Genomic DNA, 12485 nt, shown 5'->3' with positions numbered 1-12485 from the left:
GGCACACTCGAATAACAGTGGGAGGTATCGGCGTTTTTTGACGTTCATTTTCTTGCCTATCCCTGTGTAAAACGACCCGTTATTTCTTCATCGCGCTATTTTTTCCGGCCGCTTAAATTGCCCACGCCGACCCAGTCGGCAGCGACTTCCGGTATTTTTCTTCCGCGCAAAAAAAGGGCAGCCCAAGCTGCCCAAACTGCATACATGAAATATTTGTGTTGTCAAAATGCCATTACTGGAATTTTGTCAGACCGGCAAAGCCTTCTCTGGCTTCTTTAAGTTCTTGTTCTGCAGCAGCAAAATCGGACTTTTTAGCCGATTCTCTGGCTTTTTTCAATTTCAAAACCACTTTGTCGCGTTCGAATTCGAATTTATAGTTGGCGCTAAGTTCGCTGGCGCTTTGCGACGCTTCCTTGATCAACGTGGCTATTTTTGTCGAATCAGCGGACGGAATCGCATCCAAAGCGGCTTGCATATGAGCATCCACTTCTTTCAACACCTCTGGCACGGTTTTATGGGCTTCTTTTGCATACGTTGCACCGGAAAAGCCCAGAATCGAAACCAGCAGAGTTGATGCGATAAAAATTTTCTTTAATGTCATGTGTTTCCTCTTAGTTAAAATGAAATGTAACGGGTAAAGCAAATTGTCCTGATCTGAGATTAAACGCTACTGAGCGGGCGACTCCTTTGGTTGAAATTATTTTCGAGTGCTTGGCGTGGCTATTTATTGAGGCATCCGGCCGACCAGCTTAGCCAATGACATCAAGATACCCAGGTTTACGGCAACGCCGATTGCCAATAGACTTGAAGTCGCCAAAGCGAAGCCGGCTGTATAGCCCAGCGCTTCAACATCCAGCCAAATAGCCAAAGCGTGCACATAACCGTGAAACACCGCGACGGCAGCAATCAGCAGCAACGAAAAAACCCAGTGCAATTTGCGTCCCGACGCCAACAGCAAACCCAAAATCAGCACGCTCGCATACATCAGCGTTTCAGCGTGGGCAATCTCAAACGGGATCAGGGTCAAACCGCCGCCCAGCAAAAGCATGGACAGGAACAACAGCGCCAGCCATAAAACCGATTTGCCGCTAGCTGTTCGGCATATCCACATACCCACCGCCAACATCGTCAGAATATGATCCGAACTGGAAAAAGGGTGGAATAAGCCGCTGAGGAAACCGATAGTATCGCCGGTCCAATGGAACGGGTGCGCCTGCGCAGCTGGCATGATCGCCAGCATCAAAACGGGAAACTTTCGAATTAGTTTCTGATTCATGCTTCTGTCTCCGATGGCGGCAAGTCTGGGAAGAATTTCCATAACAGCCGCCATCGTAGCAGAAATAGGATAAATTAAAAATAATTCATAACAATTTCTTGTACAAAGCTCTTCGTTTTAAAACTCGTACTTAAACCCGGCCTGCACCAGACGCGGCATGCCGGACTGGATACCGCGCACCCGGTCGGTGATGTAGGTGTTGTCCAGCATGTTTTTCAGCGAAACGAACAGCGTTAAATCCTTGCGCACCTTGTACGAGCTGGCGAAGTTGACCACCACATAGTCGTTGATTTTGCCGTAGCTGCCGCCCAAAGCCGCGCTGCTGGCCGGGCCGTTGGGATGGTCGGCGCCGCTGTCCAGATTCAGAAAATCGGCGTATTGCTCGCTGACGAAGGCGGCTTCCAAGTGGGCATCGAAACCGGTCGGATGCGAGTAGCCCAAGGTTGCGGTCAACAGGCTTTCCGGCGCGTAGGGCGCGCGCTTGCCGGCGGCGGAACCGAACACATGGCCGCCGGGGCAACTCGCCGGATAGGCGCCACTGGACAACGGCACGCAACGGAAGGCCGCCGTGGTCTCGGCTGTTGGCAGCCACATGTAGGCAATCTGCGCATACGGGTTGTGGGTCCAGTTGAACACATCGCCGAAGTCGGCCCGTGCCATCAGTTCGATGCCTTCATACAAGGCCTTGCCTTGCGCGACCGGCACCGTGCCGCCGCCCACCGTGCCCAGTACGGTTAAGGAATCGAAGTCGTTGTGGAAATAGGTCAGCTCGGTTTTGACGCCGCGCACCGGTCTGGCCCGGACCCCGAACTCGGTGTTCCAACTGATCTCCGCGCCGACTTCCGCCGAGCCGCCGGTATCGTTGTAAACCGCGTCCTCCACTCGGGGTGGTGCGAAGCCACGGTGAATGCCGAAAAACAGCTCGGCGCTATCGATGGGCGCATAGGTCATCGCGAACGACGGCAGGATTTCGGTCAGGCTGCTTTGGCCTTGGGCCCCGTTCAGCAGATTCTTGCGCTGATAACTGACCGACTCGACTCGCACGCCCGGCGTGAAGGTCCAATCGTTCCAGATGAATTTGTTTTGCACAAAACCGGAATAGGCATCGGCAAAGCGTTCGTTATTCTCGGTCAGTTGGCCGTAACTGCCGCCGTTGGGGTTACTCGCATCGCGTGCATCCGCCGTACTGCCGCGAATCATGCGCCGATACTGATTCTCGAAATGCGCCCGCAAACCCGCGTCCAACTGGCTTTCGATGCCGAACAGGTCGTGCTTGGCGTGCAAGGTCGGCGCCACGCCCCAGGTTTCGTAGTTGCGCAAGCGGCCGGAATTGTAATTACACAAATCCATATCGACCGGAATGCCGTTCTCCCGGTCTTGCACATAAGTGGGGATGCCTCGGCTTACGCACTGGTTTTCGGTCGGAAATTCATTCTGCTGCCGCCACCAGTTGCGCTCGTAGGCCGACCAGTAAAAACTGGTTTCCAAGGTCACGTCGTTATTAAAACTGTGCTCGTAGGTGGCCGAGGTTGACCAGCGGTCGTTGGTAAAATTGGCGTTCTTGTCCGGATTGTAACGCGCGCCCAGTTTGCGGTATTCGGCATCGGTCAAACCGAAGGCCGCGCCTTGTTCGTCCTGATGGTAAAAGTCGCCGCGTAGCGTCAAGCGGTTGCGGGCGTCGAAGTCGATAATGCTTTTTAAGTTGGCGTCGTCGACCACGGCAAAGGTATTGTCGCGGTTTGCCATGCCTTCCTTGTGGATGTAATCGACCACGCCGCCGACCGCCTCCAGACCATGCACGTTCTTGGCCATGCCGCCGTAGCGGGCATGACCGTTCAGGTAATCGCGGTTACCGCCGGTAAAGCTGACGAAACCGCCGGGCGTGGCCGGCACCTTGGGCGTCAGATAATTGACCGCACCGTTGATGGTTTGCGGGCCGAATTGGGTCAAGTCGGCGCCCTTGTAAATCTCGATGCCGTCGTAGCGCTCGATGGGCGGATGGTAATAGATGTCGTTGTCGCCGTAGGGCGCGAAGTTGAACGGGATGCCGTCTTCCAGGAACAACACCTTGGTGGAGCGGAACGGGTTCTGGCCACGAAAGGCGATGTTCGGCCGCAGACCAAAGCCTTCCTCATCGCGCACATAGACGCCGGGCGCCTTGCGCAAGGCCTCGTTGACGGTAAACACCTGGTCGCGTTCCAAAGTGTCTTTGCTGATCACCGCCGTGGAGCCGGAAAAGGTCCCGGCTTTTTCGACGCTTTCTTCGACTTCGACGCTGGATAGCGTCTCTGCTTGGCTGCTGGATGAATTGGTTTGCGGGTCGGATTCGGCCATCGCTACACCCTGAGCCATCAGGCTCAACAGCAAAGTCGGCAGCCATCCATGTTGTTTTTGCATAGGATTCACTTCGGTTCAAAATGGGCTAACACTGCATCCCAGATCCGGCGGGTGGAGATGCAGCACCGCCGCGCAATGTAACCAAGCAAGCTGAATCGAAACTGAAAATCCCGTAAGGCCGACGCGGCTAGCGATTCAAGGGCAAGGTCACCGTCGCCAAAAAGCCGCCCAGGGTTTTGCTGCGGCCAAAGCTAACCGAGCCATGGTAAGTTGTCACAATGTCCGCGACGATGCCCAGACCCAGGCCGTGGCCTTGCACCGATTCGTCCAGGCGTTGGCCGCGTTGGGTCAGGTAGGCCAAGTCTTCGCTCTGGCAGCCGGGGCCGTCGTCGGCGACGCGGATGACGAGGGCATCGGCCAACGTTAGCTCGACATCAATCCGCTGCTTGGCCCATTTGCAGGCGTTATCCAGCAGGTTGCCGAGGATTTCCATCATGTCTTCCCGGTCGAAATGCAGAAGTTGCTTGGGTGCGGTGACTTGAATGTCCAGCGGCTTGTCGGCGTAAATCGCCCGCAGGGTCTTTTTTAAGGCAATGATTTCACTATGTGGGTTGAAGGCTGGCGCCGCTTGCTGGTCGCCGGCGATCCGCGCCCGCTTCAATTCGCGTTCGATGCAATGGCGGATGGCTTGGCTTTGCTCATCCAGGCGTGCACGCAGGTCCGGCCGGCCATCGAAGTGCGAGTCCTCACCAGTTCTCAGCAGCAGAGCCATCGGCGATTTCAGCGCGTGCGCCAGATTGCCCATCGCGGTGCGCGACTGTTGCAAGCGGCGCGCCACCAGTTCCAGCAAATGGTTGATTTCCTCGACCAATGGTTGGACTTCGGCCGGCACCTCGCTGCCGATATGTTGTCTGCCGCCGCCGGCCACCTGCTCCAATTCGGCGCGTACCGTGACCAGCGGACGTAGCGCGCACTGGATGTCCCAGCGCAGCAAGCCGATGGCGCTGAACAATATCAGCAAGGTCAAACCCAAATAGGCAACGCGAATGGCGGTGATGTCGTGGTCGACCGCCGACAGGTCTTCGGCCACGCTGATGTTGATGCGATGGCCGAAACGGACCGCGCCCAAGGTCAATACCAGCAGCGGCGTTTGCTCGGGTCCGGCCGCATGGTACAGCATCGACTGCTCAGGCCCGACGGCCTCGACCGCCAACGGAAAATCCAGCAAAGACGGCGACGAGTAGCCCTGGGCGTCGACCTTAACCAGGTAATAGTGGCCGGATAACCGGCGATTGTAGACCGAACTGATATGGAAGCTATTGAAAGTGACTTGGTCGCCGTCGCTGTAGTCCAGAGACTCCAGCAGCGAGTAGCCGTCGTCGGCCAGGCGGTTGGCCATCTGCTTTTCGGCAGCGCTACGGATGATCCAGTCGGCGGCCAGCCAATGTAGGATAAAAATCGCCCCCAGCACCGCAATCAGCCCGCGGCCCAAGCGCTTGCGTAAGGACATCACGGCTTGAGACCGAACAGATAGCCCTGGCCGCGCCGGGTGTGGATTAAATCGTTGCCGACGATCTTGCGCAGACGTTTGACGTAGACTTCCAGCACATTGCTGTCGGGTTCGGCCGATTCGCTGTAAACGTGTTCACCCAGTTGCGCCTTACTCAGCACTTTGCCGGCATTCAGCATCAAATAGCGCAACAACCTGAATTCGATGGCGGTCAGCGGCTGAGCCTCGCCGCCGGCTACTGTGGCGGTTTGCTCGTCTTCGTCCAGTTCAACGCCGAACAGTTTTAGTTTGGCTTGGTTGAAATGGTGCACCCGCTTCAACACCGCCTGCAAGCGGGCCAGCAATTCCTGGAGATGGAAGGGTTTGCAGACGTAATCGTCGGCGCCAGCTTTGAAGCCGTCGACTTTTTCGTGCCAGGCATCGCGGGCGGTCAGGACGATGACCGGCATGTGGTTGCCGGCGGCGCGCCAGCATTTCAACACCTCCAGGCCGGCCAGTTTGGGCAGACCCAGGTCGAGAATCGCGGCATCGTAGGGTTCGGTGGCGCCCAGGAACTCGCCCTGCGTGCCATCGGCTGCGGTGTCGACGATATAGCCGGCGCCGAGCAAATCAGCCGCCAGCGGCAAAGCAAAGGCCGGATCGTCCTCGACCAGTAGCAGACGCATAAATGCGTGAGTTACATCGCGTGCATTTTGTAGTCGACGCGAGGGTAATCCTTTTTGTCGCGCGGATCGGCGCTGTCGGCGGTTTCTTGAGCGTTGCGTTGTTGCGCAGACTTAGCAATCATCTGTTCCCAATTCTCGTAACGGGCATATTCCTTGTCGCCGGCCGCTTTACGCTTCATGAAATTGTCTTTACCCAGGTCGATCAACTCTTTCGAAGTCTTGCCGTCGATGAGTTGCAAGAACTCATCGTTATTCTTGATTTGCTCGCGCAATAACCAATAGGAAACCTCAAACGGCATACGTTCGGCTTCCGGTAAATGTTCTTTGATGTAAAAAACCGACTTCTGCGCAGTCTGTAAACTCCGGGCATTGATCTGATTCGCCTTGCTGCAAGCACCCATCACGCATACCAGCGATGCAATTAACACAATAGCCAAAACTCTCACATTTCCTCCTAATGACTACGCTGTAGCCCGTTCCCGTTCTCACGGATAAAAAATAAAGGACTCACTTTCGGACAAACCTAATCGGGCGCGAATTGTAGCATTATTAAGATAATTATTTTTTTAGTCTTACATCGAATAAAAATAGCGGGGTTAAGGTGGGATTTCTGTCGGAACTGCCCAGTCGGGCTTTACGGGATTGCCAACGACAACCCCGCAGGATAGGTAAGTATGACGCTCAAGGGTCAGAAAATCATAGGCAACTTTGCGAAAAATCCGCTCGGCGTTTACCTATCTCAACAATAGCTTTTCGCCATCTGGCTTAATGGCTTGGCTTTAATTTTGCCGGCGTGTCCCGCGGAGCCGAATGCTTCGTAACGTGCCTGGCAAAGCGTCTGCATGGCGTCTCTGGCGGCTTGGTAAATCTTGCGGGCATCCAATTCCGCGGCATGTTCCGGGCTAGAAACAAAGCGGCGAATCGCGCCGGTGGAGGCCATGCGCAAGTCGGTATCGATATTGACTTTTCGTACCCCGTATTTAATGCCTTCCACAATTTCCGCCACCGGCACGCCATAGGTTTCCGGAATATCGCCGCCGTGTTCGTTGATGACTTGCAGCCAGTCTTGCGGCACCGAGCTGGAGCCGTGCATCACAAAATGCATATTCGGCAGACGCTGTTGCAAGGTTTTTAAGCGGCTGATCACCAACACTTCGCCTGTCGGCGGCTTGCTGAATTTATACGCGCCATGACTGGTGCCTATGGCCACCGCCAAGGCATCGATTTGGGTTTGCTTGACAAACTCCACCGCTTCATCGGGATCGGTCAGCAAGCGGCTGTGATCCGCATCCTGCTGATTTTCCAACGAACCCAGGCAACCGATTTCGCCTTCCACCGACACGCCACAGGCATGCGCCATATTGACCACGCGGCGGGTCACCTCGACGTTATAGGCAAAAGACGCCGGGGTTTTCATGTCCTCCAGTAAAGAGCCATCCATCATCACCGAGCTAAATCCCGATTGAATAGCTTGAGCGCAAATGTCCGGCGACGGTGCGTGATCGCGGTGCATCACCACCGGAATATGCGGATATTGCTCGACGGCGGCCAATATCAAATGCCGCAGAAACACCTCGCCGGCATAACGGTTGGCGCCGGCCGAGCCCTGCATAATCACCGGACTATCGCAGGCATCGGCCGCCTGCATGATGGCCTGCACTTGCTCCATGTTGCTGATGTTGAAAGCCGGCACGGCAAAGCTGTGTTCGGCCGCGTAATCCAAAAGTTGTCGTAATGATATTAAAGCCACGCTTGGCTCTCCTTGGCGTTGTTTTATTAAGTTTTATCGGCTGATACGCCGGCCCGAAGAAGTAGTTCTTGGACTCAGAAGCTCTCCGCGTCGCGGCGAATCAGCCGCTTGTTGAGTGCCTGCCGGCTAATACCCAGCAAACCGGCGGCGACCCCTTGATTGCCTTGGGCGCGTTGTAAAGCTTCGACAATCAGTGACTCTTCGGCTTCCTTCAGCGTCGGCAAGCGCTCCGGAAAACTGCCGGACGAGGCTGGCGCACCATCCGCGAAGCTACCATCGCCGGGCATCGGCATGTGCTCGGCAATAGCGTCCTTGAAGCTCTGTAAGGACAGCACCCCGCCCTGGCTACGGGCGACCGCATCGAAGGCCATGCCTTCGAGCTCGCGGATATTGCCGGGGAACGAGTAATTATGCAACCACTGAAACAACGCTGGCGGCACGCTGGGTGCAGGCTTGCCCAGGCTGTCGGCGGCTTTTTCCACAAAATGCAGCGTCAGTTGCGGCAAGTCTTCCCGGCGTTCACGGAGCGGCGGCAGTTGGATATGATGGGTCCGCAAGCGAAAATATAAATCCTTGCGAAAGCTGCCCAAATCAACCTGGCGTCTGACATCGCAATGGGTCGCCACAATAATGCGCGCCCTACTCTGTCGGGGCCGATCCGCGCCTATCGGATAAAACGAACCATCCTGCAATAAACGCAACAGTTTGACTTGCGAAGCGATGCTGAGGTCGCCGATTTCATCCAGAAACAGCGTACCCTCGCCGGTGCTGGCCAGCAATCCGTCGCGCGCCCGTTCGGCACCGGTGAACGAGCCCTTGGCGTGGCCGAACAGCGTATCGGAAAACAGCGTGTCGTCCAGGCCGGCGACGTTGACTGCCACCAAATCACCCGCGCGCCCGGACAGCCGATGCAAGGCGCGGGCAATCAGCTCCTTGCCCGCCCCGGTTTCGCCGGTAATCAACACCGGTTGCGGCGAGGCGGCAATGGCTTCGATGTAGCGGAAGATGGCAAACATGGCCGGGCTTTGCGTGACGATCTCGGCGAATGCGCTGGGTTCATGCGGGCTGTTGGTGAGCATCCGCTCTTTCAGCGACAAAAATTCCGCGCGCAACACCCGGCTTTCCACGGCCCGCCGCACCGCTGCCACCAGACAGCTTTGCTCCACCGGCTTGAGTAAATAATCGCTGGCGCCGCTGCGCATGCACTCTACAGCAACCTGCAAATCGTTGGTGGCGGTCATCATGATCAGCGGAATTTCCGGATACTCGGCAGCAATCTGTTCCAATAACGCCTTGCCGGACAGATGCGGCATGGTCAAATCCAGCACAATGACACCGATGGGCCGGCTTGCCAGCAATGGCAATACCGCTCGGCTGTCATCCAGCGTCAGCACCTCGGCAAAACCGGCGCTACGCAACACCAAACTGGCGCTGTGCAGCAATTGCGCTTCGTCGTCCACCAACAAAATAGGCAGCTTGCCCAAGTCTTTACATTGCATGATTCGCTGCCATCGCCGGCCCGGAATGCACCGAAAAAATAACCCGCGCACAGGTGCCTTGCCCCGGCGCGGATGAAAAACTTAAGCTGCCGCCTTGGGCGCGCAGTAATGAAGCGCTGATCGCCAAACCCAAACCGGTGCCGCCATTAGCCTGTTTCGTGGTAAAGAACGGGTCGCAGAGTTGCTCGATATGTTCGGCGGCGATACCGACACCTTCGTCCCGAACTTCCACACCCAACTGCCGGCCGTCATTCAACAGCTTGGTGGTAACGCTGACGGATTTCTCCGGGTCCGGGAGTGCTTCCAGGGCATTAATCAACAGATTGACCAACACCTGTTCCAACTGCTGCGGATCGCCGCGCAGCTCAGGCAAGCCCTCGGCCAAATCGGTTTTGAAATGCCGGGTTTTTTGTTCGATTAAATGCTTCAGTAAAGCCAGCGCCCGCTCCACCACGTCGTTAATTGCGAAAGATACCGGAGCCTCGCTGCTGGGCGGGCGGGCATAATTTTTCAGTTCGGCGACGATGCGTTCGATGCGTTTGGCGCCATCCCTGACATCGCGGATCAACACCGCCGCGCTATTGCGCATTTCGCTGTAAGGCAAGCCGCCCAAGGAAAATTCGCCGGCCGCTTGATAACGCTCTTCCAACACCTCCAGCGCATCGCTCCAAATGTCGGCAAGTAAGCCGGAATTAAACAAAATCAGTTGATTGGGGTTATTGATTTCATGCGCGACGCCGGATACCAAAGTCCCCAAGGCCGTCATTTTGTTGGCCTGAATCAATTGCAATTCTTGCTGGCGGGCGACCTGTTCCAATTGCTTGCGCACACTAATGTCGCGAATGATCGCGGTCAAATAGCGCTCGGTGCCGCGCGTCCAACGGGATAGCGACAACTCGACCGGAAACGCGCTGTTGTTCCGCCTTAACGCTTTCAATTCCCGCATTGGGGTATTAAGTCGATTTGCGCCTTGTGCTTCCTGGATTTGTGCAAAAAAGTCCGGCTGCGGGTTTGCCAGCAACTGCTGAAATGGCTGACCGAGAATTTGGTCTGCCGGAAAGCCAAACATCAGCTGTGCGCCCTGGTTCCAGGACACGATATTGCCTTGCATGTCCACGGAGACAATCGCTTCATGCGCCGAGTCGGTGATGGCGCGCAGCCGGGCTTCGCTTTCCCGCAACCAGGATTCGGCTTGCAAGCGCTCGTTGGTTTCTTGTTGCAAATTGGCGTGGGCCTTTCGTAACGCCAGCGTGTTCGCCCTGAGCAGGACAAATTGATACAGCAAATACGCCAGCAGGACGACGGCGACTAAATACAACGCCAAACGATAGGCTTCGGCTTGTTGCTCCACGCTGCCGCTGTACTGGCGCAGGGCTTGTTGCAAATCATCGACTCGGCTGAAGATAGGCTGGGCAATGATCTGCCGCAGCAACGTATCCACCTTCGGCGATACGTCGATGATCAGTCGGCCGTGGGCAATCAGCACCCGATAGTCATCCGACTGTGCGGCCAGTCCGGCCAACCGATCAAGCTCCTGCTGAATTTCCGCGGCCAGTTCCGGCTGCGGGCTGTCCATGAAACTGAACATCAAGCGCCATAAATTGCCCAGCTTGGCGGCATCACCCGGCTTCGCGGCAGCGCGCAAAGTTTTACCGATTTCGTCGAAGGACATCACCGAATTACGCAGCAAGGCGTTATCGGATTTTAAGTATTCGATCTGCCCCAAGCGTTCCTGCACCGTTGCGGTTAGCTGGTCCGCTAAATTGCCCAGCGATTGCTCCGCCGCCTCCACCGCTTGCAATTCGGTTTGCAAACTCTGCGACAAGCGCAGCAGCTCCTGGCCGGCTTTGGTGAGGGCATCGTAGTTAGCCAGCAGGCCGGCGCGGGCCAGCAAAATATCGCGCATCAGTTCCGCATCGCGCAATTCGATGATGCGCAGCGTGGTTTGCAGGCGGTTACGCCGCTCCAGTTCCGGGCTGGCGCTTTGTAGCCAGAGATAGGTCAAGGCCAGCAACAGACCGGCGACGATCAACCTGGGCCGCCAAGAAATCGCGGTCATGGCTTGGCTGCTTGGCTGGCGACCAAAGCCTTACCGGCGTATTCCCCGGTCAATGTCTTTAGAAATTTAACGATAGCATCGCGCTGCTTCGCCGCCAGCCGCTTGCCCAATTGATGCTCGGCCATCGTATCCACCGCCGCTTCCAGGGTAGCGGCGCGGCCGTCGTGAAAATAGGGCGCGGTGACAGCGACATTACGCAAGCTTGGCACGCGAAACACGCCGCGGTCTCTGTCGTTGCCGGTCACGCTGTAACGGCCCTCGTCCACCGGCTCTTGCGGCCCTTGCGGTGCGCCGAATACACCGAACTTCTGAAATAGATTGCCGCCGATATTGACGCCCTGATGGCAGGCCACGCAGCCCAAGGCCTTGAACAAATGAAAGCCTTCCTGTTCGTCAGCATCAAGCGCCGTGGTTTCACCGCGTAGAAAACGGTCGAAGCGGGCATTGGGCGTGACTAAACTGCGCTCAAAATGGCTCAAGGCGTCGACCACATTGGCTTTGGTCAATCCGTCCGGGTAGATTCGGCTAAACGCATCGACATAATCCGGCACCGCGCGCAAGTGCTCGAGCAACTCCGGCCATTTGGCGTTCATGATTTTCGGATTAAGCATGACTTTTTCGGTGTGGGCTTCCAGCGTGGTGACTACCCCATCCCAATTAAAAAAGTAATTGAACGAGACATTGAACAAACTGGGGGTATTGCGCAGCCGCGACACCCCGTCCGCCGCTGCGGCGCGGACTTTGCCATCCATGCCGCCGCTGTCTAGCGGATGACAACTGGCGCAAGAGCGCTGGCCTTGGTCGGAGAGTTTGGGATCGTGAAATAAGCGTTGGCCCAACACCACGCGCGGGGCATCTAAAGCCACCGTGAGCGGTAAGGGCGCCAGCGGTTCCGGGGTTTGCGCCCGCACGGCCATCGATAAGGCCATCCCCATGCCAACCGCTAAAAAAAGCCCAGCCATACTTTTCTGCGTCATGTTTACGTGTGTCAAAGCGTGGTTTAAGAGTCCGGTCTTCATTCTATCCTCGATTGAAATCGCGGTAAGCCTAAATTTCGTACTGGATCAACGGCTTTTTCTTTGGTCATCGCGCTACATGTAAGCTTTCGGTTACTCCCCCTGAGACAAAAGTTGCTGAATAAGCCACTCTGGCAACCGCCCTGCGCCGCTTAATGACCCGCATCGCAGCGCTTTCCAGCACCTTTGCTGCAACTTTCGTCGCACCCACTAGCCGGCACAAACACGGAAAAACAAAATCCTAAATAAATGATTTTAAACATATATTTATAAAAAACTTTCTTGGCACGCTACTCGCATTGTTAGAGACCGAAGCTGCCAGCAGTTTCTTTATCCGAGACCAATTCTCAGCACTTTAACCCTTTTAGGAGTA

The 12485-nt window shown here is 56.1% G+C and carries 10 protein-coding genes; all 10 read right to left on the bottom strand.

Features of this window, described 5'->3' with window-relative positions:
- Nucleotides 1-232 precede the first annotated feature (232 nt).
- The gene (locus ACMXD4_RS06600; protein WP_415880223.1) at nt 233-601 is read right to left on the bottom strand and encodes a hypothetical protein; all 369 of its coding nucleotides are present in this window, start codon (nt 599-601) and stop codon (nt 233-235) included.
- Nucleotides 602-724: 123 nt separating this feature from the next.
- Nucleotides 725-1276, bottom strand: coding sequence for a HupE/UreJ family protein (locus ACMXD4_RS06595; protein WP_415880222.1), 552 nt, complete (start codon nt 1274-1276; stop codon nt 725-727).
- Between the two features lie 117 nt (nt 1277-1393).
- Nucleotides 1394-3673, bottom strand: coding sequence for a TonB-dependent receptor family protein (locus ACMXD4_RS06590; protein ID WP_415880221.1), 2280 nt, complete (start codon nt 3671-3673; stop codon nt 1394-1396).
- Nucleotides 3674-3800: 127 nt separating this feature from the next.
- Nucleotides 3801-5123 (bottom strand): ATP-binding protein, encoded by a 1323-nt coding sequence (locus tag ACMXD4_RS06585; RefSeq protein WP_415880220.1) that lies wholly within the window; start codon nt 5121-5123, stop codon nt 3801-3803.
- Nucleotides 5123-5788, bottom strand: coding sequence for a response regulator transcription factor (locus ACMXD4_RS06580; RefSeq protein WP_415880219.1), 666 nt, complete (start codon nt 5786-5788; stop codon nt 5123-5125). Before ACMXD4_RS06580 ends, ACMXD4_RS06585 begins: the two co-directional genes overlap by 1 nt.
- Before the next feature lie 11 nt (nt 5789-5799).
- Nucleotides 5800-6234, bottom strand: coding sequence for a hypothetical protein (locus tag ACMXD4_RS06575; RefSeq protein ID WP_415880218.1), 435 nt, complete (start codon nt 6232-6234; stop codon nt 5800-5802).
- A gap of 293 nt (nt 6235-6527) precedes the next feature.
- Nucleotides 6528-7538: a class II fructose-bisphosphate aldolase gene (fba, locus tag ACMXD4_RS06570; RefSeq protein WP_415880217.1), complete on the bottom strand. Its 1011-nt coding sequence runs from the start codon at nt 7536-7538 to the stop codon at nt 6528-6530.
- A 74-nt stretch (nt 7539-7612) separates the two neighbouring features.
- Nucleotides 7613-9037 carry a sigma-54-dependent transcriptional regulator gene (locus ACMXD4_RS06565; RefSeq protein ID WP_415880216.1) on the bottom strand — a complete coding sequence of 475 codons (1425 nt, stop codon included), beginning with the start codon at nt 9035-9037 and terminating at the stop codon, nt 7613-7615.
- Nucleotides 9027-11096 (bottom strand): DAHL domain-containing protein, encoded by a 2070-nt coding sequence (locus tag ACMXD4_RS06560; RefSeq protein WP_415880215.1) that lies wholly within the window; start codon nt 11094-11096, stop codon nt 9027-9029. Before ACMXD4_RS06560 ends, ACMXD4_RS06565 begins: the two co-directional genes overlap by 11 nt.
- Nucleotides 11093-12058, bottom strand: coding sequence for a cytochrome-c peroxidase (locus ACMXD4_RS06555; RefSeq protein WP_415880214.1), 966 nt, complete (start codon nt 12056-12058; stop codon nt 11093-11095). Before ACMXD4_RS06555 ends, ACMXD4_RS06560 begins: the two co-directional genes overlap by 4 nt.
- Nucleotides 12059-12485 lie beyond the last annotated feature (427 nt).

The organism is Methylomonas sp. TEB, from assembly GCF_047777895.1.
Classification (GTDB): Bacteria; Pseudomonadota; Gammaproteobacteria; order Methylococcales; family Methylomonadaceae; genus Methylomonas.
The sequence above is the reverse complement of the archived record's forward strand: the minus strand, read 5'-3'. Positions and strand labels throughout refer to the sequence as shown.

Bases quoted from the DNA above. Each gene is read 5' to 3' on its own strand.
- ACMXD4_RS06595 (WP_415880222.1), bottom strand. From the start codon at position 1,276: ATGAATCAGAAACTAATTCGAAAGTTTCCCGTTTTGATGCTGGCGATC.
- ACMXD4_RS06565 (WP_415880216.1), bottom strand. From the start codon at position 9,037: ATGCAATGTAAAGACTTGGGCAAGCTGCCTATTTTGTTGGTGGACGAC.
- ACMXD4_RS06580 (WP_415880219.1), bottom strand. From the start codon at position 5,788: ATGCGTCTGCTACTGGTCGAGGACGATCCGGCCTTTGCTTTGCCGCTG.
- ACMXD4_RS06600 (WP_415880223.1), bottom strand. From the start codon at position 601: ATGACATTAAAGAAAATTTTTATCGCATCAACTCTGCTGGTTTCGATT.
- ACMXD4_RS06555 (WP_415880214.1), bottom strand. From the start codon at position 12,058: ATGGCTGGGCTTTTTTTAGCGGTTGGCATGGGGATGGCCTTATCGATG.
- ACMXD4_RS06585 (WP_415880220.1), bottom strand. From the start codon at position 5,123: ATGTCCTTACGCAAGCGCTTGGGCCGCGGGCTGATTGCGGTGCTGGGG.
- ACMXD4_RS06590 (WP_415880221.1), bottom strand. From the start codon at position 3,673: ATGCAAAAACAACATGGATGGCTGCCGACTTTGCTGTTGAGCCTGATG.
- ACMXD4_RS06560 (WP_415880215.1), bottom strand. From the start codon at position 11,096: ATGACCGCGATTTCTTGGCGGCCCAGGTTGATCGTCGCCGGTCTGTTG.